This is a genomic window from Pantoea sp. OVA07A (assembly GCF_019969975.1).
Classification (GTDB): Bacteria; Pseudomonadota; Gammaproteobacteria; order Enterobacterales; family Enterobacteriaceae; genus Pantoea; species Pantoea agglomerans.
The window spans coordinates 91,437-113,114 of record NZ_JAHXYM010000006.1; the positions used below are offsets into that span (position 1 = coordinate 91,437).

Below are 21,678 nucleotides of genomic sequence, written 5' to 3' on the forward strand. Positions count from 1 at the left end.
TAAGGCAGTATGGAACGGCATAGTCATTTCCATGACTAATCACATAAAATTGCAACGGCCTCGCTCACAGAGAGAAGTATTGCTGCTGTCTGCGATTTTGCCAGTTCAAAGCGTCATTATCACGGCAGATTACTGATAAAATTAACAATATGTTGGCAAAAGCGCTCAGGATGGGAAATAAAAGGCGCATGTGCGGCTTTTTCGATAACCACTGAAGGCGATGCTGGCAACATCTCATCTATCTCCGCCGCAATCCGGCGCGGCACCAGTCCATCTAACGCGCCATAGAGTCGCAGGAACGGCAGCGTAATCTGCGGTAACGCGTCGCGCAGATCGACCTGGCGCAGAATATCCAGTCCGCCATCCAGCACCGCCACCTCCGGCATCGGCTGCGACAGCACCACCTCTTTCAGCTGCCGCGCATCGGCGCGAGCCGTTTCGGTACCCAGCGTCTGCAGCGCCAGAAAGCGCTCCACCGTGCGCTGGAAATCGTTGCTGAGCATCTGCTGAAAGTTCTGCAGCGTCTCCGGTTTAATGCCGGGCCAGCTCTCTGTGGCGGTGAAACAGGGCGACGAGGCAACGGTGATCAATGCAGCCAGTTTTTCTGGCGCACTCAGCGCCAGCTGCGTCGCCACCAGTCCGCCCAGCGACCAGCCCACCACAATCGACTGCGGTGGCAGCGCAGGCAGCAATTGCGCTGCCATCTGCTCCAGCGTCAGCGCACCGAAATGCTGGCTGCGGCCATAGCCGGGCAGATCGACCAGATGCAGGCGATAGTGCGCACTGAGTCGCGGAATGATGCTTTGCCAGACTTCGGCATTCAGTCCCCATCCGTGCAGCAGCACAAGATCGCATTTTCCTTCTCCGCAGGTGTGCCAGTAGAGCGACGTCATCAGTTACTATCCCGAAAATGATAAGGAGGTCGCTATGCTAGCAATGCCTGCCCTGTGTTGGCTATGCCGGATGCCGTTGCGGATAGCCCGGCACGGCATCTGCAGCTTATGTCTGCGCGGATTACCGCCGTTACCGCTGCTCTGTCCACGCTGCGGATTGCCGGCAGGTTCAGCAAAGGTCGCCTGCGGCCGCTGCCAGCTTAAACCGCCCGCCTGGCAGGCGCTGGTCTGCGTCAATGACTATTGTCCGCCGTTCAGCCAGTGGGTTAACCAGCTTAAATTTTCTCACATAACCGCACTCAGGGTGATGCTGGCGCGGCTGCTTTTGCTAAGCTGGCTTAATGTTTACCGGCGTGGCAGTGTGCCGCGTCCCGATCTGCTGCTGCCGGTTCCGCTGCATCGGCGACGACGCTGGCAGCGTGGCTTTAATCAGACGGTACTGCTGGCCGCACCGCTGGCGCACTGGCTGGGATGTGAATGGCGCGAAGGTCTTTCCCGCAAGCGCGGGGGCGCATTACAGCATCAGCTCAGCGCCCGCCAGCGCCGCACCAACTTACGGGGTGCTTTCTGCCTTGAAATGGTGGTGCAGGGACGCCATATCGCTCTGCTGGATGACGTCATTACCACCGGCAGTACGGTAGATGAAATCAGCCGCCTGTTAATGGCCCAGGGTGCCGCCAGCGTGCAGGTCTGGTGCCTGTGCCGTACCTTGTAGAGCGTCTTTGATGGGCGTATTATAACCAACTAAATTAGTCAACTATTGAGCAATCGACATGATCCGAATTACTGACTCTGCCCAGGAACATTTTTCTAAACTGCTATCCAAACAAGAAGATGGCACCCAGATTCGCGTATTCGTGATTAACCCGGGTACGCCAACAGCCGAGTGTGGCGTCTCTTACTGTCCGCCCGATGCCGTTGAAGCTACTGACACCGAACTGAAGTTCGAAAAGCTCTCTGCTTACGTTGATGAACTGAGCAAGCCGTATCTGGAAGATGCTGAAATTGACTTCGTTACCGACAATCTTGGTTCACAGCTGACGCTGAAAGCGCCGAATGCCAAAATGCGTAAAGTCTCTGATGATGCGCCAATGGTTGAGCGCGTTGAGTATCTGCTTCAGGCGCAGATCAACCCACAGCTGGCCGGCCATGGCGGTCGCGTGTCGCTGATGGAGATCACCGATGAGGGCTACGCCATTCTGCAGTTTGGCGGCGGCTGTAACGGCTGTTCGATGATCGACGTGACCCTGAAAGATGGTATCGAGAAAGAGCTGCTGGCCGCCTTCCCGGAACTCAAAGGCGTGCGGGATATTACTGAGCATCAGCGCGGTGAACACTCGTTCTATTGATGATTAAGCGCGGCAGCCTGGCTGCCGCGCTTCTGTTATTGCCCTTTCTGTCCTGACTGACGCTGCTGGCTGACCACCTTCAGCAGTGCATTCACTTCCTTGTCCGCAAAGATCTCCTCCAGCGTTTTGCTCAGCTTGCGTCGCCAGTTAGGGTACTGCTCCACCGTGCCCGGGACGTTGACCGGCGTGGTCATGCCAAGCCAGTCCTCAGGCTGCAGGCCAAGCAGCGCACTGTCGGTATCCGCCAGGAAGCGATGTATTGCCCGATTCAGCGCAGGCGTCATGGTGAGCTTCTCTGCCTTCTTCTGGCTGCGTGCCGGTAAGGCACCCGCCTGATGCAGCGCATCCAGCAGCGCCTGCTTCTGCGCGGCGCGCTGCTGATGTAACGCTTTCACCGCATCGCCTGGATAGAGGCCAATCTTCTCACCCAGCGCCAGGTCGCCCTGCTCCCAGAAGCCGGTCAGCGTAGGCAGATCGTGCGTGCTGGCGCTGGCGATAGACTGGCGCGGATAGTCCTGCGGCGCGCGATAGCGCTCATCCTTCTCCTGCTCAAACCAGAGCACCTTCCATGAAAAGACGCCACTTTTACGCAGCAGGCTGACAATCTCCTGGGGTACGGTGCCCAGGTCTTCGCCAATCACCATGCAGCGCAGCCGGTGGCTCTCCAGCGCCAGGATACCCAGCAGATCGTTGACCGGATAGGCCACATAGGCGCCTTTATCCGCCGTCTCCCCGGCAGGCACCCACCACAGACGCAGCAGTGACATCACGTGATCGATGCGCAACGCGCCGCAGTCGCGCATATTGGCACGCAGCATGTCGATAAATGGCTGGTAGCCGCGCGCCTTCATTACATGCGGATCCATCGGCGGTAAGCCCCAGTTTTGTCCCAGCGGACCGAGACGGTCAGGCGGCGCACCCACCGAGGCCTTGAGGCGGTAAAGCTCCGGGTCGTGCCAGGTTTCCGCGCTGCCTTCCGCCACGCCCACTGCCAGGTCACGGTAGAGTCCGACGCTCATGCCCAGCGCCTGACTGTGCGTCCAGCAGCCAGAGAACTGCTGCTGCGCCAGCCATTGCAGCCACTGCCAGAAGGCGATCTCCTCTTCATGCTGTTCACACCACTGCTGCACCTCCGGCAACTGGCTGTTGCGCCATGCTTCCGGCCACGCAGGCCAGCCGCCCTGCTGCGCCTTATCTGCCCGTCGCTCCAGCTGTATGCCGTCGTAGGCGGCCTGATAACGCAGGCTGTCGCCGCCTTCATGCAAAAAGGCCGCCCAGGATTGATGCTCTTCGCTCTGGCTGTCTCGCGCCTGAAAGTGTGCCCAGGCGTGCCGCAGCGCAGCGAGCTTAAGCGCCATTACCGCCTCGTAGTCAACCAGCTCCGCCTCACGCGCTTTGGTCAGCGCCTTCCGGGTTCTGGCGCTGTTCCACCACTTCTGTGCCGCCGCGCTTTGCTGAAAATCGGCCACCTGACTGACGTCGATATAGATTACGTTCAGCCAGCGGCGCGACGACGGGCTGTACGGACTGGCGAAACCGGCGCTGGCGGGATAGAGCGCATGCAGCGGATTCAGCCCGACGAAATCGCCACCGCGTTCAGCCAGCTGCACCAGCAGCTGGTCGAGATCGCCGAAGTCGCCGATGCCCCAGTTCTGTTCAGAGCGCACGGTGTAGAGCTGCACCAGCGCACCCCAGCGTTTTTCCCCCGCTTCCAGCGCCGGAGGCAGATAGCAGCGGCGCGGCGCTACGATAAGCCGCGTCTGCCAGCTTTTTTTGCCCTTACTGAGTGTGAGCTGGTGGTACCCCTGCGCCAGCGGGCCAGGCAGCGTAAAAGGCTCACCGGCGGTTAACTCGCCGCTGTGCTGTTTGCCCTTTTCAGTCTGCAACTGCCAGCGGTAAACGCCGCTGCCCTGTGGCGTCAGCTGTCGCTTGCCACTGTCGCTGAACACCGCGACCGGCGGCAGCGGCGATTTTTTTGCGTCCTGCGGATCGTCCATCACCGCCAGCAGCGCCTGCAGGGTCTCATCGCTGATCGCCTCTTTCTCGCCATTGACGTTGATGTAGTCAAGTGAAATTCCCGCGGCACGGGCGGCCTGACCGAGTGAATGTTGCTTCATTGCTGCTCCTTAGCGCGGTGCCTGCCAGATACGTTGCTGATAGTCACGAATTGACCGGTCCGAACTGAACATGCCGGTTCGTGCCGTATTGAGGATGGCGGCGCGGGTCCAGCCTTCCGGGTCGCGCCACAGGGCTTCCACCCGTTGCTGCGCCTCGATGTAGGCCTGGAAATCGGCCAGCACCAGCCAGGGATCGCCATGTTTCGTCAGGCTCTCCAGCATCAGGTCAAACGCATGTTTATCCCCGTTGCTGAATTTGCCCTTCTCCAGCGATTTCAGTAGATCGTCCAGCGGCTTGTTCTGCTTACGCACCTTTTTCGGGTTATAGCCTTTCGCCTTAAGCGCTTTGACCTCATCCACGGTGTGACCGAAGATAAAGATATTCTCCTCACCCACCTGTTCGGCAATCTCGACATTGGCGCCATCCAGCGTGCCAATCGTCAGCGCACCGTTCAATGCCAGCTTCATGTTGCCGGTGCCGGAGGCTTCATACCCGGCGGTGGAGATCTGCTCTGAGAGATCGGCCGCCGGGATCATCAGTTCGGCCACGGTGATGCGGTAGTCCGGGATAAACACCACTTTAAGTCGGTCGCCGACCCGTGGATCGTTGTTCACCACCTCCGCCACCTTGTTAATGGCGTAAATGATATTTTTGGCGAGGTAATAACCCGGCGCGGCTTTGGCCCCGAACAGGAACACCCGTGGCGTAAAGGTGACATCCTCCGGGTTATGACAGAGCTTCTGATAGCAGTAGAGGATATGCAGCAGGCTGAGGTGCTGGCGCTTGTACTCATGCAGCCGTTTGATCTGCACATCGAACAGCGCGGCCGGGTTCACGATAATCCCCGTGTGGCGGGCGATATACTCGGTGAGCTGCGCTTTATTCTGCTGTTTGATGCTGCGATAGCGCTGACGAAACGCCTGATCGTCGGCATAGGCCTCCAGACCGCTTAACGCCTCAAGGTTATTGGCCCACTCGGTTTTCAGCGTCTCATCAATCAGCCCGGCCAGCGCCGGATTACACTGCTTCAGCCAGCGGCGTGGCGTGATGCCGTTGGTGACGTTGTGGAATTTCTGCGGCCAGAGCTGGTGATATTCCGGGAAAAGATCGCTGACCACCAGGCTTGAGTGCAGCGCCGCCACGCCGTTGACCGCAAACCCGCTGACGACGCAGAGATTCGCCATCCGCACCTGACCGTCAGCGACCACCGCCAGCTTGTGCCACATCGCTTTGTCATCCGGCCAGCGCTGCTTCACCTGCTTTTTCAGCCGCTGGTTGATCTCTTTGATGATCAGCATATGGCGCGGCAGCAGGCTGCGCATCAGCTTCTCATCCCAGCGCTCCAGCGCCTCCGGCATCAGCGTGTGGTTGGTGTAGGCAAACAACCGGCTGGTGATCTGCCACGCCTCATCCCAGCTCAGCTGATGCTCATCCAGCAGCACGCGCAGCATCTCCGGGATGGCGATGGTGGGATGCGTATCGTTGAGCTGAATCACTTCAAAGTCAGGCAGGCTGTGAATGCTGCGTCCCGCCAGATGGTGACGACGCAGGATATCCGCCACCGCACAGGCGCACTGGAAATATTGCTGCATCAGGCGCAGCCGCTTGCCGGCCTGATGGTTGTCATTGGGATAGAGCACTTTGGTCAGTTTTGCCGCCTCGATGCCCGGCTGCTCCGCCTGCAGAAAATTGCCGTCGTTAAACGCCGTAAGATTAAACGGATGCGCACTCACTGCCTGCCACAGACGCAGCGGCAGCGTCACGCCGTTGCGGTAGCCGGTCACCGGCAAATCCCAGGCCTCGCCGCGCAGCGTAAAATCGGGCAGCCAGCGTACGCCGCCGTTTTCCTGCTTTTCTACCCGGCCCCCCATCGCCACCTCAACATCCAGCGCCGCGTTGTGGCGGAACCAGGGATAGCGCTCACGCTGCCAGTCATCGGGCGCTTCAATCTGCTGACCATCATCGAAAGACTGGCGGAACAGGCCATACTGGTAGTTCAGTCCGTGGCCGGTGGCGGACTGCCCCACCGTTGCCATCGAATCCATGTAGCAGGCGGCCAGTCGTCCCAGCCCGCCGTTACCCAGCGCCGGATCGACCTCCTGCTCCAGCAGTTCCGTTAAATCGAACTCGTGCTCAGCCAGCGCCGCTTTGACGTCGTTATACCAGCCGAGATTGAGCAGGTTGTTGCCGGTCAGACGGCCAATCAGAAACTCCATCGAAAGGTAATTAACGTGACGCTGCTGCACAGCCGGACGCGGTGCCGGTTGTGCGTCCAGTAGCTCCGCCAGCGCCGCGCTGACCGCCTGCCACGCCTGGTGCGGGGTCATCTGCTGGGCGGAACGGAGACTTAACTGTTGCCACTGGCGGGTAAAGGCGGCATTAAAACGGGCTTTATTAAATTTTTGCTGCGGCATATCACTCCCTTCTGTTACGCAATGAGGTGAAGCAAAAATAGAAAGCGCACGGGCTGGCAACCGGGTGCCAGCAACCGTTAAGTAAAGACGGGAGTGAGGAAAAAAGCGACAGCAATCAAAGAAAAACGCCAGCCGGGAGGCTGGCGTGGCAGGAATCAGCAGAGTTCGAGGTGAACCTCATGCTGCTCAATCACTTTCATTACGCTGGCAGGCGGCGTTTTGTCCGTGTAGAGGTAGTCAAGCAGACTCATGTTGCCGAGGTTGACCATCGCGTTACGGCCAAACTTCGAGTGATCCACCACCAGCATCACGCAGCGTGAATTTTCAATGATGGCGCGCTTGGTGCGGACTTCGTGATAGTCAAACTCCAGCAGCGAACCATCCATATCGATGCCGCTGATCCCCAGAATGCCGTAGTCGAGCCGGAACTGAGAAATGAAGTCGAGCGTCGCTTCACCCATTACCGCGCCATCACGGGTCCGCACTTCACCGCCCGCGATAATGACCCGGAAATCGGGTTTATCCATCAGCAGCATGGCGACGTTAAGGTTATTGGTGACCACGCGCAAATCGCTGTGGTTGAGCAGCGCATGCGCCACCGCTTCCGGCGTGGTGCCGATATCGATAAACAGCGTAGCACCATCCGGGATCTGGCTGGCCACGCGCTGGGCAATCCGCGCTTTTTCCGCTGACCACATCATTTTACGGTCGTGCCAGGCGGTATTCTCAGAGCTGGAGGGAAGCGCCGCGCCGCCGTGGTGACGCTGAATTTTGTTCTGATCGGCCAGATCGTTGAGATCGCGACGAATGGTTTGCGGGCTGACCTCAAAATGATCCACCAGCTCCTCAGTACTGACATATCCCTGACGACGGACTAAATCGATAATCGCGTCATGACGTTGCGTCTGCTTCACGTTCCTCTCCTGTTAACCCGCATAATCCTGTCTAACGACGCGTGACTTTACGCGTATCCACCAGCGCCATCGCCAGTCCGACCACCAGACCGGCGACGTGCGCCGCGTTGGCAATAGCCAGACCAAAGACGCCAAACCAGCCAATCACCAGCCAGACCAGCGCAAAACCGATCAATCCCCGTTCAAGATAGACGCCGCTGTCGGGATCGCGCTCCCCGCGCAGCCAGCAGTAACCCATCAGGGCATAGACCACGCCCGACAGGCCACCAAACCAGATGCCGCTGAACTTCGCCTGCAGCCAGCCGCTGAGCAGAGCCGAAATCAGCAGGATGACAAAGAGTTTGCCGCTGCCAAGTCGCTTCTCAACCGCGCCGCCCAGATACCACCACCACATCAGATTAAACAGAATGTGCAGCAGTGAAAAGTGCAGCAGCGCATGGCTGAACCAGCGCCAGACCTGAAGATGCTGATCGGCATCCGGCCAGGAGAGCCAGGCCATCACGGTGCGATCGCCCATGACCTGCATCAGAATAAATATCGCGATACAGAGCACCATCAGCGTCATGGTCAGCGGACCGGCACGCTCACGGATATTCGCCCAGATATTGCTGCGCTCATAGCGCAGGCCACTGTCAGTTTTTCCGCTATGCCAGCTGGCGGCCTGATAACGCGGATGGTTAGGGTCGTGCAAAAACTGCTGAAGTTCGTTTTCGACCAGTGAAATCTTGCTCTCATCATCCAGCATGATGACGTAGTGATTTTCATGCTCAATACGCAGCGTGATGCCCCGCGTCGCCATGTAGTCAACAAAGGCCTGCGCCATGCGGGGCTGATTAAATTGAGTAATGCGCATCAGTAACTCTCCATGTGACGAGCGGCAATCTATTCGCTGCCGAGGGCAACCTGCTGAGGAAAGGCCGCACGCCAGGCATCAAAGCCGCCATCAATGCTGTACGCCGCGCTGAAGCCCTGTCCCAGCAGATATTGTGCCGCGCTTTTGCTGCTGTTGCCGTGATAGCACATCACCAGCACCGGCAGGCTGTGATCGGCGCCAGTGACAAAATCGCTGAGGTTGCTGTTGGTCAGATGCAACGCACCGGCCGCATGACCCAGGGCATAACTTTGCGGATCGCGGATATCTACCAGCAGCGCACCCTGCGCCAGACGCGCCTGCGCCTGCTGCACATCAATACATTCGAACGTTTCCATGGGATCTCTCATAACAGCGTCACAATAGCGCGTAGTGTAACCCGAGAATCGACGCCGATAACCTGACAATCGTTACGGCTATCGGTTTTTTTGGTGGGCAGAATGTTAGCTATATCACGCAAAAATGTTTTTACCTGGTTAAAAGCTGGCGTCAATGTTGGTTTGCGATTATGATTATGCTCGAAAACGAACATTAGTGAACTATTCCGAACATCGGAGGAGATGACGTGGAAACCAAAGACCTGATCGTGATCGGCGGCGGCATCAACGGTGCCGGCATTGCAGCAGATGCTGCAGGACGCGGACTGTCGGTGTTAATGCTGGAGGCGCGGGATCTGGCTTGCGCGACCTCCTCTGCCAGTTCAAAACTGATTCACGGCGGCTTGCGCTACCTTGAACATTACGAATTCCGTCTGGTCAGTGAAGCACTGGCCGAGCGTGAAGTGCTGCTGAAAATGGCTCCGCATCTGGCGTTCCCGATGCGCTTCCGTCTGCCGCACCGTCCGCATCTGCGTCCGGCGTGGATGATTCGCACCGGCCTGTTTATGTATGACCATCTTGGCAAGCGTACCAGTCTGCCAGGCAGTAAAAGTTTGCGATTTGGCACGGATTCGGCCCTGAAGCCGGAAATTACGCGCGGATTCGAATATTCTGACTGCTGGGTCGATGATGCCCGCATGGTGGTACTGAACGCACAGGAAGTCGTGAAGCGTGGCGGCGAAGTCCGTACCCGCACCCGCGTGACCCGTGCCTGGCGTGAAGGCGGCCTGTGGAAGGTCGAAGCGGAAGATGTCGACAGCGGTAAAACCTTTACCTGGCAGGCGAAAGGCCTGGTCAATGCTGCCGGCCCGTGGGTCAAACAGCTGTTCGACGACAGCCTGAAGCTGAAATCACCTTACGGTATTCGCCTGATCAAGGGCAGCCACATCGTGGTGCCACGCGTCCATACCGAAAAGCAGGCTTACATTCTGCAGAACGAAGATAACCGCATCGTGTTTGTCATCCCGTGGATGGATGAGTTCTCTATCATCGGTACCACCGACGTCGAGTACAAAGGCGATCCGAAAAACGTCAATATTGATGACAGCGAGACCGACTATCTGCTGAAAGTGTTCAACGGACACTTTAAAAAGCAGCTGACCGCTGACGATATCGTCTGGTCCTATTCCGGTGTCCGTCCGCTGTGTGATGACGAATCCGATTCGCCACAGGCGATAACCCGTGATTACACCCTGGATGTGCGCGACGATAATGGTCAGGCTCCGCTGCTGTCGGTGTTTGGCGGCAAGCTGACCACCTACCGTAAGCTGGCAGAACATGCGCTGGAGAAACTGGCGAAGTACTACCCGAACGCGGGCCCGGCATGGACGAAGAACTGCGTGTTGCCAGGCGGAAATATCTCCGGCACCCGTGAAGATTATGCGGCCAGCCTGCGTCGTCGCTATCCGTTTATCAGTGAAAATATGGCGCGCCACTTCTCGCGCACCTACGGCAGCAGCACTGAAACCCTGCTGGCTGGCGCGAAAAGCCTGGACGATCTGGGCGAGAACTTCGGTCACGAGTTTTACGAAGCAGAATTACGCTACCTGGTGCAGCATGAGTGGGTTCGTGAGCTGGATGATGCTATCTGGCGTCGTACCAAACAGGGCATGTGGCTGACCAAAGAGCAGCAGGCGCGAGTCACCGAGTGGCTGGCAGCGAAAGCTAAACCCGCCCTGTCGCTGGCATCATAAACGGACAGTAACTAACTAAAGAATCAGAAAGCAGGCTTCGGCCTGCTTTTTTTATGTCTGCGATAGCGGGTCGGTGAATCCGGGTGCTGATCCGACAGGTTGCGCTTTTCAGCGTGCAGCAGAGTTTATTTTTGTACGACGAACTTTTTATTAAAAATGCCAGGCTCAAACCATTTTTTATACAGAAATCCGTTTATGCGATCACATTTTTGGTCAGCGCCTAAACTCAACTCTTTCTGCTTCGCATATCAAAACGTTCACATCCTATTGTTACTGTAAATATAACGTTCAGGCTTTTTGCTTAATTGAACGACGTCATCAGAAAGCACAAACTTTCCTCAGTAAAAACGAAACAACCGTTATTTTAATCAGGAGGTTGAAATGAACACAGGCCAAACGCCTGCCCGGGAATGGAACACACGCCGCAGTGAAAAAGCGCGTCGTCTGGCATCCTTCTCTGTTGATGGCAAAGTCATTCCTACTGAAAGAGCTGTAGAAGCATTTGAAAAACTGATTGCACCGGGCGACCGGGTGGTACTGGAAGGGAATAACCAGAAGCAGGCCGATTTTTTATCACGTACCCTGGCTGAGGTTAATCCGGCGATAGTACACGACCTGCATATGATTATGCCGAGCGTGGGTCGCAGTGAGCATCTGGATATTTTCGAAAAAGGCATTGCGCGTAAACTCGACTTCTCTTTTTCCGGTCCGCAAAGTCTGCGTATTTCTCAGTTGTTAGAAGATGGTCAGCTGGAAATAGGCGCAATCCACACCTATATCGAACTCTATTCCCGCCTTTATGTCGATCTGAGTCCAAACGTCGCGCTGATTGCCGGTTATAAAGCTGACCGCAAAGGCAACCTTTACACCGGCCCGAGTACTGAAGATACGCCTGCCCTGGTGGAAGCCGCCGCGTTCCGTGACGGTATCGTGATTGCCCAGGTAAATGAGCTGGTCGATGACGAGACCGACCTGCCCCGCGTCGATATTCCCGGCTCCTGGATCGATTACATCGTCGTAGCCGATAAACCTTTCTTTATCGAACCGCTGTTTACCCGCGATCCGCGCCTGATTAAACAGGAACATATCCTGATGGCGATGATGGCGATTAAAGGCATTTACGCCGAACATCAGGTGCAGTCACTTAACCACGGTATCGGTTTTAACACCGCCGCGATCGAACTGCTGCTGCCTACCTACGGCGAACAACTCGGCCTGAAAGGCAAAATCTGTAAGCACTGGACCCTTAACCCGCATCCGACGCTGATCCCGGCGATTGAGAGCGGCTGGGTTGAAAGCGTGCATTGCTTCGGTGGCGAACTGGGCATGGAAGAGTACATTCGCGCCCGTCCCGATATCTTCTTCACCGGCAGCGACGGCTCTATGCGCTCTAACCGCGCCTTCTGTCAGCTGGCAGGTCAGTATGCGGTGGATATGTTTATCGGTGCCACCCTGCAGGTCGATGGCCTGGCAAACTCCTCAACCGTGACCCGCGGTCGCCTTTCCGGTTTCGGCGGTGCGCCTAACATGGGCCACGATCCGCACGGCCGACGTCATGCCACGCCTGCATGGCTCAATATGATCACCGAACCGGACCCGATGCAGCGCGGTAAAAAACTGGTGGTTCAGATGGTGGAAACCTTCCAGGCCGGTGCCAAACCGACCTTTGTTGAAACGCTAGATGCCGTTGAAGTGGCGAAATCGACCGGTATGCCGCTGGCACCCGTGATGATCTATGGCGATGACGTCACCCACGTGCTGACCGAAGAGGGTATTGCCTATCTCTATCGCGCGGAAAGCCTTGAAGAGCGCCGTGCGATGGTCGCTGCGGTAGCCGGCATCACCGATATCGGCCTTGGCGTCGATGCGGCACGCGTGGCGGCCCTGCGTAAAAGCGGCAAAGTGGTCTATCCGGAAGATATGGGCATTCGTCGTTCAGATGCGACCCGCTCACTGCTCGCCGCCAGCAGCGTCTCTGACCTGGTGGAATGGTCGGGTGGTCTTTATAACCCACCGGCAAAATTCCGGAGCTGGTAATGAAACTTCTGTCGCAGACTCAAACCGAGGCGCAGGCCAGCCAGCTGGCGATGATTGCGCGCGATTGTCTGACCGATGAAGCGCGGCTAAGCCCCAAGCCGGGTCTGGTAGACAGTCGGGGAAACGGCGCGCATCAGGACCTGACGCTGGCGCTGATGGAGCGTTCCGCTCACAGCCTTGTGCCGACCTTTCTGGCGCTGGCCCGTCACAGCTGGCTGCGCCCTGCTGATATTGCCCTGCGCGAAACGGTGGGTCGGCTGGGCCGTGACGGTGAACAGCAGATGATGGCGGCAACCGGCGGCGTCAACACCCATCGGGGTGCGATCTGGGCGCTGGGACTGCTGGTCAGTGCTGCAGCCATGCACGGTGGCGCGGCCAGTGCCGACCAGCTGACCCGCACAGCAGCCGCGCTGGCCAGCCTGCCCGACCGCGCCGCACCAAAACTGTTCAGCAAAGGGTTAAAAGCGACGCATCGCTATCAGGTGCCCGGCGCACGCGAAGAGGCGCAACAGGCGTTTCCTCACGTGATGAAGCTGGCGCTGCCGCAGCTGCTGACCAGTCGTGCAACGGGTGCCAGTGAAAATGAAGCCCGCCTTGATGCGCTGATGGCGATCATGACCTCGCTCAGCGATACCTGCGTGCTGTCACGGGCCGGTATGACCGGACTGAAAGCGATGCAGCAGGGAGCACGCGCCGTGCTGCTGTCTGGCGGCTGTCGCACAGCAGGCGGCCAGAAGGCGCTGGCGCAGCTCGATCAGCGCATGCTGTCGCTCAACGCTTCGCCTGGCGGGGCCGCCGATTTGCTGGCCGCGACGCTGTTCATTGATCGGGTCTGTTCACCTGAACATTCTTATTTCTAGAGGCCATTATGGAACACATCACATTATCTTTACCTGCTAACCGCTCACTCAGCGGTAAAGCTCTGGCAGGGGTCGTTGGTTCCGGTGATATGGAAGTGCTGTACACCGCAACTGAAGGACAAACGCTTAGCATTGATATCACCACCTCACTGGATAACAGCGACGCCCGCTGGAAGGCGCTGTTTGACCGCCTGAATTTAACCAACGGTCTGCCTGCCGGAAAGCTGATTATTCACGATTTCGGCGCGACACCCGGCGTAGCGCGTATCCGTATTGAACAGGTTTTTGAGGAGGTGAGCCATGCGTAACGATGCCAGTTTTATTGAATTACGCGCCCGTGAGCGCGCCCGTGCACTGCTGGACGACGGCAGCTATCGCGAACTGCTGGATCCTTTCGAAGGCATCATGTCGCCGTGGCTGGCCCCGCAGGGTGTGGTGCCGCAGTCAGATGACGGCATGGTGGTGGCACGCGGCACGCTGAACGGGCAGCCTGCGGTGGTTATCGCCATTGAAGGCACCTTCCAGGGTGGCAGCATGGGCGAAGTCTCCGGTGCCAAAATGGCGGCGGCGCTGGAACTGGCAGCCGAAGACAACCGCAATGGAATACCCACTCAGGCGGTGCTCTGCCTGGAAACCGGCGGCGTGCGTTTACAGGAAGCAAATCTGGGGCTGGCGGCGATTGCCGATATTCATGCCGCGATTGTCGATCTGCGCCGCTATACCCCGGTTATCGGCATTATTGCCGGTACCGTCGGCTGCTTTGGCGGGATGTCCATCGCCGCTGCGCTGTGCAGCTACCTGATTGTGACGCGTGAAGCGCGCCTGGGGCTGAACGGTCCGCAGGTGATTGAGCAGGAAGCGGGCATTGAAGAGTATGACTCGCGCGATCGCCCGTTTATCTGGAGCATGACAGGCGGTGAAATCCGCTACGCCAGCGGCCTGGTCGATGCGCTGGTCGGTGATGGCGTCAATGCGGTTAAAAGTGCGATGAATGACTTCATCGCTAAAGGTGTTCCGGCGCAGCACCGCAGCGATAAATATGCCGATTTCCTGCCACGTCTGACGCAGTTCGACACCCGTCAGCAGGCGGACACGGCGCAGATTAAACAGCTTTTCGCCCGGGAGGATAAATAATGACCCAGACAAACAGCCGCGGTGCAATCTGGCTGGAAAAACTTGCACCTGATGCGCAGCGCCTCAGCGGCCTGTGCGCCTCTGTCCAGGTGGCGGACGGTGAACTTAATGGTGAAAGCGTGCGCTTTATCGCCGTGGTGCCCGATGCACAAAACCACTATCCGCGTGCCGCGCAGGGCGAAGTCGGTCTGCTGGAAGGCTGGACGCTGGCGAAAGTGGTGAATGAAACGCTGGAAGAGGACAAGAACAGCGACGTGAAACGCCCGATTGTGGCGGTGATCGACGTGCCGAGTCAGGCCTATGGTCGTCGCGAAGAGGCGTTCGGTATTCATCAGGCGCTGGCCGGGGCTGCAGGCGCTTATGCCAAAGCACGCCTTGCGGGTCATCCGGTGATTGGGCTGATTGTTGGCAAAGCGATGTCTGGTGCCTTCCTGGCGCACGGTTATCAGGCCAACCGCCTGATTGCGCTCAACGATCAGGGTGTACTGGTGCACGCGATGGGTAAAGAGTCCGCCGCGCGTATCACGCTGCGTTCGGTGGAGGCGCTGGAGAAACTGGCGGCGACCATTCCGCCGATGGCCTATGACGTGAATAACTTCGCCACGCTGGGTCTGCTCTCCGATCTGCTGAACGTGGCCAATCCCGATGCGCCTTCTGACGCCGATGTGGCGATGGTCGAGATCGCGTTGCAGAAAGCCATTAGCGATGCGCGTCAGGATCCGAGCCTGAAAAACCGGCTGGGCGCATCCAATCGCCACAGCTCCTCCCTGGTTCGCGAGCGGATGCGCGCAACCTGGTAATTAAATAAAAAAATAAACCTGCCGAAATCGGTCTGACGGGGCGCATTGCTAAGTGCGCCCCGGGGCAGTGGCCGTGTTCAGAATTATAAACATCGCTGTTAACAGAAAATTCTTTCTTAAATACAGGTGATTTATGATTTATATAATTGTTCATGCCCTTGCTCCGATTTTTGTCATCATGCTTCTGGGTTTCTGGGCCGGTAAGGCCGGAATGGTCAACAACAAAGACGTCTCTCTGCTGAATATTTTCGTCATGGATTTTGCGCTGCCCGCCGCGCTGTTCAGTGCCACGGTACAAACGCCCTGGCCGGGCATCGTGGCGCAATGGCCGCTGATTGTGGTTATTACCGGCGCAATGTGGATTACCTATGGAGCTGTCTATTTCGCGGCTACAAAAGTTTTCAAAAAGTCACCGCAGGATGCGGCTGTGCTGACACTGACTGTGGCGCTGCCAAATTACGCCGCGCTGGGCCTGCCCATTCTGGCCAGCGTACTGGGTGAAAATGGCGCCACCTCGCTCTCGGTAGCGGTCTCCATCGCCTGTGGTTCAGTGCTGCTTACACCGCTTTGCCTGCTGATTCTGGAACGTGAAAAAGCGTTTGCCGACGGCACCGAACACGGTTCAACCCTGACCATGCTGCCGATTCTGATGTGGCGTTCAGTGAAAAAACCGATCGTACTGGGACCGTTGATTGGCGTGGTGTTATCAGCGCTGGGCGTTAAAATGCCTGATCTGGTGCTGGCTGCCATCAAACCGCTGGGTCTGGCTGCCACCGCCGCTGCACTCTTCCTGACCGGTGTCATCCTGTCGGCACGCAAACTGAAACTCAACGCGGTGGTGGGCGTCGGCACGGTAACTAAACTGCTGATTCAGCCCTTTATCGCCTGGGGTCTGGTGCTGGCATTGGGTCTCAGCGGTCCGGTGGCCATTACCGCCATTCTGATGATTGCGCTCTCCGCCGGTTTCTTCGGGGTGGTGTTTGGCAACCGCTTTGGCGTGCAGTCGCCGGATGCAGAGGCTGTGCTGCTGCTCAGTTCTATTCTCTGTATTTTGTCATTACCGCTGTTCATTACGCTGACATCAGGAATGTAATATGAGCTCTGTACCGCGCCCCCACGATCTTCTCTGGCTGCGAGACGGCAACGCCTTAGCCGCCATCAGTGAGAGCTGGGTCAGTCAGTTCTGGCATCCCGGCCTTCCGGTCGTGGTGCGGCGCGACAGGAGCGAAACCGGGCTGATACCGGTGGGTGTGCGCGGCGAGCGCCGCGAACAGCGCGCCGCCGGATGGGTCAATGCAGCGGATATCGTTCGCGTTGTCACGCCGGAGATGCTGGCGGCGCGTGCGCAGTTGCTTGCCTCGCCGTTTACCGCTTATGCGCCGGTCGGCGCGGCGATTGCCCTCAGTGAGCACGACTGGCCGTGGCGCTGGGGTATTACCGGCAGTACCGGTTACGCACTGGCAACACAGCAACCCACGCTGCATGCCGCCAGCGATCTTGATTTAGTTATTCGCGCGCCAGAGCCGCTGGCGCGCGATGCGCTGCAACGCTGGCAGGCGCAAACCGACACGCTGGCCTGCCGGGTCGATACGCAGGTAGAAACGCCGTCCGGCGCGTTTGCCCTCAGCGAGTGGCTGCGTGAAGGCCGCGCGCTGGTTAAAACCGTTACCGGGCCGATACTGACCGCTTCACCCTGGAGCAGGGAGCTACAATGAAAATACTCTTTACCTTTCCCGGCCAGGGCACTCAGCGTGCCGGGATGTTACAGCACCTTCCCGACGGCGACGCCCTGTTAAACAGCGTGCGTGCAGTGCTGGGCGCCGAGACTGACCAGCTCGACAGTGCCGATGCACTGCGCCACACGCGCGCCGTGCAGCTCAGTCTGCTGATTTGCGGTGTCGCCTGGGCGCGCGAGCTGATCCGCCGTGGGGTGAAACCCGATATCGTCAGCGGTCTGTCGATTGGCGCGTTTCCTGCTGCGGTGATTTCCGGCGCGCTGGATTTCAGTGATGCTTTGCGGCTGGTGGCGCTGCGCGGCGATCTGATGGAGCAGGCTTATCCGGAGGGATATGGCCTGACCGCCATCACCGGCCTGACGCTGAGTCGTCTGGAAAAACTGCTGCCCGGCAGCAACACCTATATTGCCAACCTGAATGCGGAAACGCAGATTGTGATTGCTGGCCGCGACGAGGATATGGCGGTAGTCGCGCAGAAAGCGCTGGATGCCGGTGCCAGCAAAGCGATTAAACTCGCGGTGAGCGTGCCGTCGCACTGCGCGCTGCTGGATAAGCCCGCCGCAGAACTGGCGCGCGCGTTCGGGTCCGTCAGCCTTTCCCGTCCCCATTGCGCTTACCTCAGCGGTTCAACCGGACGCGTGATTTGGGAGCCGGAGAAGATTGCCGACGATCTTGCCTTTAATATGGCGCGTACGGTGCAGTGGAATGATGCGATGGTTTCAGCCAATCAGCGCGATGCCCGACTGGCGATTGAGATGCCGCCTGGCAATGTGCTGACCGGCCTGACGCTTCAGGCGGGCTGGCAGGGCGACGCGATTTGTCTGGAGCGCAACAGCGTTGAGGTTGCACTCCATCTGGTTAAACGGCTGAGTCAGTAAGGCTGCGGGCGTACATCCGCCCTTCTGCCGCCAGTGCCAGCAGGTCATTATCCCGTTCGCGGCGATGTGAGTAGACAATCGAGATCTGCTGACGCATCTGGTAAGGCTCAGCGAGCGTCAGCAGCTGAATGTTGTTTTCATACACCTTCTTCATCCGTCCCGGAATCAGCGCCAGGCCGACGCCCGCCTGCACCAGGCTTATCATCGAGAAGATGTCATTCACCTGGGTGACCATGCGCGGTTCAAATCCGGCTATCTGGAACGCCTCCTGCGAACCGGCATAGGTGGCAAACCCCTCAGCCAGCGAGACAAAATCACGGTCGGCATAATCACGCAGATCCACCGGACCAGCTCCGTCCCGCGTCTCCCCGGCCGGTGTGGCCAGAAAGATCCTGTCTTCAAACAGCGGAATCACATCAAAATGCGCGTCGCTGAGTTCGCCGTCATCGGTGGCGATCAGAATCGCATCCAGCGCATCATCTTCCAGCATATTCAGCAGCATTTGATTGGAACCCATGGTCAGATCGAGCTCCAGCGTGGGCCGACGCAGCTTCATGCCCATGATCAGTCGGGGAATGGTCTCCAGCGTCAGGGAGTAGAGCGTGCCAAGTCGCAGACGCCCTCCGCCGATGCCTGCGACTTTGCGCGCCTCTTCAATGCCTTTTCCCATCAGGGTGGTCACGTAGCGACAATAGTCCAGCAGCGTCCAGGCGGCAGGCAGCGGCACCAGGTTGCGGCCCTTGTGGATAAACAGCGGGCAGTCGATGCCCTCTTCCAGCGTATGCAGTGCGCGATGCACGCTGACGCTGCTCAGCGCCAGCGCTTCCGCTGTACGGGCGATATTGCCCTTGCTCATAAACATCATGAAGACGCTGAGTTTACGGAAGGTAATTTCCTGGTTGATGTTGTCACTCATTGCTGCTGTTGCCTGTAGGGTCATTTTGCTTTCCCGCATAGTAGCGATTCTCAGCCAGGGTGTAATGATCTGGCTCGCACAAGAGGCACTTACGGAGGCAGAGGCGATAAGAGGCTGAACCTTCTGAAAGAGGAGCGGGATAGACGGTGAGCAAAGAGAGCACAGGAGAGTGCGGCCGATCCCTCGGCCGCAAAGAAAGTCAGAAACCTTACTGCACGCGCCTTACAACCTTACTGGCGAGATATTCCAGATCTCATCAGCGTACTCCTGAATCGTACGGTCCGACGAGAAGTAGCCCATTCCGGCGATGTTTTTAGCCGCGCGGCGTTGCCACTCATCCGGTTTACGGTAGAGCGCATCCACTTTATCCTGGGTATCCACATAGCTGCGATAATCCGCCAGCAACTGGTAGTGATCGCCGAAGTTGACCAGTGAATCGAACAGATTGCGGTAGCGGCCCGGATCCTGCGGACTGAACAGACCGGAAGCAATCTGAGTCAGCACCTGATGCAGCTCTTCATCCTTTTCATAATAGTCACGCGGGTTATAGCCCCCTTTACGCAGGGCTTCGACCTGCGGCGTGGTATTACCGAAAATGAAGATGTTCTCTTCACCGACGTGATCCAGCATTTCAACGTTGGCCCCATCCAGCGTACCGATGGTCAGCGCGCCATTCAGCGCAAACTTCATATTACTGGTGCCGGACGCCTCTGTCCCTGCGGTAGAGATCTGCTCAGAGAGATCGGCCGCCGGAATAATGATCTGTGCCAGGCTCACGCTGTAGTTCGGGATGAAGACCACCTTCAGTTTGTTCTTCACCTGCGGATCGTTGTTGATCACATTGGCGACATCGTTGATCAGATGAATGATGTGCTTGGCAACGTAATAGGCCGACGCCGCTTTACCGGCAAAGATATTGACGCGTGGCACCCAATCCGCCTGCGGATCGGCCTTGATACGGTTGTATCGGGTGATCACATGCAGCACGTTGAGCAACTGGCGTTTGTACTCGTGAATACGCTTGATCTGCACATCAAACAGCGCGTTCGGGTCGAGCACCACGTCCAGATTCTTCGCCACCCAGTCGGCCAGCCGACGCTTGTTCTGATACTTGGCGACCGCCACTTTTTCAATAAACGCCGGATAGTCGATCTGCGCCTTCAGCTCGCCCAGCTGGCTGAGATCGGTGCGCCAGTTGCGGCCAATCTCCTCATCCAGCACCTCTGACAGCGCCGGGTTCGCCAGCGCCAGCCAGCGACGCGGAGTGACGCCATTGGTTTTGTTACAGAAGCGACCAGGGAACAGGCGGGAGAAATCGGCAAACAGCGACTGTACCATCAGGTTGGAGTGCAGCTCCGAAACGCCGTTTACTTTGTGGCTGACCACCACCGCCAGCCAGCCCATGCGTATCCGGCGGCCATCGTTTTCATCGATGATCGAAATGCGCGACAGCAGATCCAGGTCATCGGGATAGTGATCCTGAATGGTCTTAAGGAAGAAGTCGTTAATTTCAAAAATAATGCTGAGATGACGCGGCAGGATCTTGCCGATCATATCGACCGGCCAGGTTTCCAGCGCTTCGGTCATCAGCGTATGGTTGGTGTAGGAGAAGACCTGACAGCAGACGTCAAAAGCGTTGTCCCAGCTGAATTTATGATCGTCGATCAGCAGGCGCATCAGTTCGGGGATCGCCAGCACCGGATGGGTATCATTCAGGTGAATAGCGATTTTATCCGCCAGGTTGTCCCAAGTCTGATGCATCCGCCAGTGACGATTCAGAATGTCCTGCACCGTCGCGGAGACCAGGAAATATTCCTGACGCAGGCGCAGCTCGCGGCCTGAGTAGGTCGAATCATCCGGATAGAGCACGCGCGACACGTTCTCGGAGTGGTTTTTATCTTCCACCGCCGCAAAGTAGTCGCCCTGGTTGAACTTGCCGAGGTTGATTTCGTTGCTGGCCTGCGCGCCCCACAGCCGTAAGGTGTTGGTAGCGTCGGTGTCAAAGCCCGGAATGATCTGGTCATAGGCCATCGCCAGGATCTCTTCGGTCTCCAGCCAGCGCACTTTCGCGCCTTCGTGCTGGACGCGGCCACCAAAGCGCACTTTGTAACGGGTATTGAAACGCTGGAATTCCCACGGATTACCATATTCAAGCCAGTAATCCGGCGACTCTTTCTGCTCACCTTCCACAATGTTCTGTTTGAACATGCCGTAATCATACCGGATGCCATAGCCACGGCCCGGCATGCCCAGCGTCGCCAGCGAGTCGAGGAAACAGGCCGCCAGGCGACCCAGACCACCGTTGCCCAGCCCCGGATCGTTTTCTTCTTCCATCAGCTCGGCCAGATCCAGTCCCATCTCATCCAGCGCCTGGTTGAGATCGTCATAAATCCCCATCGCCAGCAGCGCATTGCCCAGCGTGCGGCCCATCAGGAACTCCATCGACAGGTAATAGACCTGCCGGACATCCTGAGAAAGCTGAGCACGGCTGGAACGCAGCCAGCGCTCCACCATCCGGTCGCGCACCGCCAGCAGCGAGGCGTTAAGCCACTCATGCTTATTGGCGATAGAGGGATCTTTGCCGATGGTAAACATCAATTTATAGGCAATCGAATGCTTTAAGGCATCAACCGTCAACGTTGGTGAGGCGTAAGTGAAAGGTGCATTCATATCCAGTTTTCCCAATC

The 21,678-nt window shown here is 57.8% G+C and carries 19 protein-coding genes; 11 read left to right on the top strand and 8 right to left on the bottom strand.

The annotated features are described in order from the left end of the window. Positions 1-119 precede the first annotated feature (119 nt). Complete coding sequence (gene bioH / locus LC417_RS18325; RefSeq protein WP_191920626.1) at positions 120-893, bottom strand: pimeloyl-ACP methyl ester esterase BioH; 774 nt, start codon at positions 891-893, stop codon at positions 120-122. Between the two features lie 34 nt (positions 894-927). On the opposite strand from bioH, the gene gntX reads away from it, so the two are divergent. Beyond that, complete coding sequence (gene gntX / locus LC417_RS18330; RefSeq protein ID WP_022624032.1) at positions 928-1,608, top strand: DNA utilization protein GntX; 681 nt, start codon at positions 928-930, stop codon at positions 1,606-1,608. Positions 1,609-1,666: 58 nt separating this feature from the next. Further along, positions 1,667-2,242: a Fe-S biogenesis protein NfuA gene (gene nfuA, locus LC417_RS18335; RefSeq protein WP_010253194.1), complete on the top strand. Its 576-nt coding sequence runs from the start codon at positions 1,667-1,669 to the stop codon at positions 2,240-2,242. A gap of 35 nt (positions 2,243-2,277) precedes the next feature. On the opposite strand, the gene malQ is transcribed toward nfuA, so the two are convergent. From malQ to glpE, 5 genes are all read right to left on the bottom strand, one after another. After that, positions 2,278-4,359: a 4-alpha-glucanotransferase gene (malQ, locus tag LC417_RS18340; RefSeq protein ID WP_223566213.1), complete on the bottom strand. Its 2,082-nt coding sequence runs from the start codon at positions 4,357-4,359 to the stop codon at positions 2,278-2,280. 9 nt (positions 4,360-4,368) lie between these two features. Beyond that, entirely contained in the window at positions 4,369-6,774 is a 2,406-nt protein-coding gene (gene malP / locus LC417_RS18345) for a maltodextrin phosphorylase (RefSeq protein ID WP_022624030.1), read from the bottom strand. A gap of 155 nt (positions 6,775-6,929) precedes the next feature. After that, positions 6,930-7,688 carry a DeoR/GlpR family transcriptional regulator gene (locus LC417_RS18350; RefSeq protein ID WP_010253201.1) on the bottom strand — a complete coding sequence of 253 codons (759 nt, stop codon included), beginning with the start codon at positions 7,686-7,688 and terminating at the stop codon, positions 6,930-6,932. 31 nt (positions 7,689-7,719) lie between these two features. After that, the gene (gene glpG / locus LC417_RS18355; protein WP_010671549.1) at positions 7,720-8,541 is read right to left on the bottom strand and encodes a rhomboid family intramembrane serine protease GlpG; all 822 of its coding nucleotides are present in this window, start codon (positions 8,539-8,541) and stop codon (positions 7,720-7,722) included. Positions 8,542-8,570: 29 nt separating this feature from the next. Beyond that, positions 8,571-8,897 (bottom strand): thiosulfate sulfurtransferase GlpE, encoded by a 327-nt coding sequence (gene glpE / locus LC417_RS18360; RefSeq protein WP_052270778.1) that lies wholly within the window; start codon positions 8,895-8,897, stop codon positions 8,571-8,573. Between the two features lie 227 nt (positions 8,898-9,124). On the opposite strand from glpE, the gene glpD reads away from it, so the two are divergent. The 9 genes from glpD to mdcH all read left to right on the top strand — a co-directional run bounded on the left by glpD (position 9,125) and on the right by mdcH (position 18,075). After that, complete coding sequence (gene glpD, locus LC417_RS18365; RefSeq protein ID WP_010253210.1) at positions 9,125-10,630, top strand: glycerol-3-phosphate dehydrogenase; 1,506 nt, start codon at positions 9,125-9,127, stop codon at positions 10,628-10,630. 381 nt (positions 10,631-11,011) lie between these two features. Then, a complete protein-coding gene (gene mdcA / locus LC417_RS18370; RefSeq protein WP_223566214.1) occupies positions 11,012-12,667 on the top strand; it encodes a malonate decarboxylase subunit alpha in 1,656 nt (551 codons plus the stop codon). Continuing rightward, positions 12,667-13,527 (top strand): triphosphoribosyl-dephospho-CoA synthase, encoded by an 861-nt coding sequence (locus LC417_RS18375; protein WP_050680525.1) that lies wholly within the window; start codon positions 12,667-12,669, stop codon positions 13,525-13,527. The genes mdcA and LC417_RS18375 overlap by 1 nt, the downstream gene beginning before the upstream one ends. An 8-nt stretch (positions 13,528-13,535) precedes the next feature. Then, positions 13,536-13,835: a malonate decarboxylase acyl carrier protein gene (gene mdcC, locus LC417_RS18380; protein WP_010253220.1), complete on the top strand. Its 300-nt coding sequence runs from the start codon at positions 13,536-13,538 to the stop codon at positions 13,833-13,835. Further along, on the top strand, positions 13,828-14,661 hold the full coding sequence (locus LC417_RS18385; protein WP_010253223.1) for a biotin-independent malonate decarboxylase subunit beta: 834 nt from the start codon (positions 13,828-13,830) through the stop codon (positions 14,659-14,661). Before mdcC ends, LC417_RS18385 begins: the two co-directional genes overlap by 8 nt. After that, on the top strand, positions 14,661-15,461 hold the full coding sequence (gene mdcE / locus LC417_RS18390) for a biotin-independent malonate decarboxylase subunit gamma (RefSeq protein ID WP_010253226.1): 801 nt from the start codon (positions 14,661-14,663) through the stop codon (positions 15,459-15,461). The genes LC417_RS18385 and mdcE overlap by 1 nt, the downstream gene beginning before the upstream one ends. 133 nt (positions 15,462-15,594) lie before the next feature. After that, on the top strand, positions 15,595-16,554 hold the full coding sequence (locus LC417_RS18395; RefSeq protein WP_010253228.1) for an AEC family transporter: 960 nt from the start codon (positions 15,595-15,597) through the stop codon (positions 16,552-16,554). 1 nt (position 16,555) lies between these two features. Beyond that, positions 16,556-17,176 (top strand): malonate decarboxylase holo-ACP synthase, encoded by a 621-nt coding sequence (locus LC417_RS18400; RefSeq protein WP_031592684.1) that lies wholly within the window; start codon positions 16,556-16,558, stop codon positions 17,174-17,176. Beyond that, entirely contained in the window at positions 17,173-18,075 is a 903-nt protein-coding gene (mdcH, locus tag LC417_RS18405; RefSeq protein ID WP_122457562.1) for a malonate decarboxylase subunit epsilon, read from the top strand. Before LC417_RS18400 ends, mdcH begins: the two co-directional genes overlap by 4 nt. Here mdcH and LC417_RS18410 read toward each other — a convergent pair. Next, positions 18,056-18,991: a LysR family transcriptional regulator gene (locus LC417_RS18410; RefSeq protein WP_223566233.1), complete on the bottom strand. Its 936-nt coding sequence runs from the start codon at positions 18,989-18,991 to the stop codon at positions 18,056-18,058. The two genes, mdcH and LC417_RS18410, sit on opposite strands and share 20 nt — an antisense overlap. A 222-nt stretch (positions 18,992-19,213) precedes the next feature. Then, positions 19,214-21,661: a glycogen phosphorylase gene (gene glgP / locus LC417_RS18415; protein WP_010253240.1), complete on the bottom strand. Its 2,448-nt coding sequence runs from the start codon at positions 21,659-21,661 to the stop codon at positions 19,214-19,216. Positions 21,662-21,678: the final 17 nt, after the last annotated feature.

Excerpts from the sequence above, each read along its gene's own strand:
- bioH (WP_191920626.1), bottom strand. The coding sequence starts at position 893 with ATGACGTCGCTCTACTGGCACACCTGCGGAGAAGGAAAATGCGATCTT.
- gntX (WP_022624032.1), top strand. The coding sequence starts at position 928 with ATGCTAGCAATGCCTGCCCTGTGTTGGCTATGCCGGATGCCGTTGCGG.
- nfuA (WP_010253194.1), top strand. The coding sequence starts at position 1,667 with ATGATCCGAATTACTGACTCTGCCCAGGAACATTTTTCTAAACTGCTA.
- malQ (WP_223566213.1), bottom strand. The coding sequence starts at position 4,359 with ATGAAGCAACATTCACTCGGTCAGGCCGCCCGTGCCGCGGGAATTTCA.
- malP (WP_022624030.1), bottom strand. The coding sequence starts at position 6,774 with ATGCCGCAGCAAAAATTTAATAAAGCCCGTTTTAATGCCGCCTTTACC.
- glpG (WP_010671549.1), bottom strand. The coding sequence starts at position 8,541 with ATGCGCATTACTCAATTTAATCAGCCCCGCATGGCGCAGGCCTTTGTT.
- glpE (WP_052270778.1), bottom strand. The coding sequence starts at position 8,897 with ATGGAAACGTTCGAATGTATTGATGTGCAGCAGGCGCAGGCGCGTCTG.
- mdcA (WP_223566214.1), top strand. The coding sequence starts at position 11,012 with ATGAACACAGGCCAAACGCCTGCCCGGGAATGGAACACACGCCGCAGT.
- LC417_RS18375 (WP_050680525.1), top strand. The coding sequence starts at position 12,667 with ATGAAACTTCTGTCGCAGACTCAAACCGAGGCGCAGGCCAGCCAGCTG.
- mdcC (WP_010253220.1), top strand. The coding sequence starts at position 13,536 with ATGGAACACATCACATTATCTTTACCTGCTAACCGCTCACTCAGCGGT.
- LC417_RS18385 (WP_010253223.1), top strand. The coding sequence starts at position 13,828 with ATGCGTAACGATGCCAGTTTTATTGAATTACGCGCCCGTGAGCGCGCC.
- mdcE (WP_010253226.1), top strand. The coding sequence starts at position 14,661 with ATGACCCAGACAAACAGCCGCGGTGCAATCTGGCTGGAAAAACTTGCA.
- LC417_RS18395 (WP_010253228.1), top strand. The coding sequence starts at position 15,595 with ATGATTTATATAATTGTTCATGCCCTTGCTCCGATTTTTGTCATCATG.
- LC417_RS18400 (WP_031592684.1), top strand. The coding sequence starts at position 16,556 with ATGAGCTCTGTACCGCGCCCCCACGATCTTCTCTGGCTGCGAGACGGC.
- mdcH (WP_122457562.1), top strand. The coding sequence starts at position 17,173 with ATGAAAATACTCTTTACCTTTCCCGGCCAGGGCACTCAGCGTGCCGGG.
- LC417_RS18410 (WP_223566233.1), bottom strand. The coding sequence starts at position 18,991 with ATGAGTGACAACATCAACCAGGAAATTACCTTCCGTAAACTCAGCGTC.
- glgP (WP_010253240.1), bottom strand. The coding sequence starts at position 21,661 with ATGAATGCACCTTTCACTTACGCCTCACCAACGTTGACGGTTGATGCC.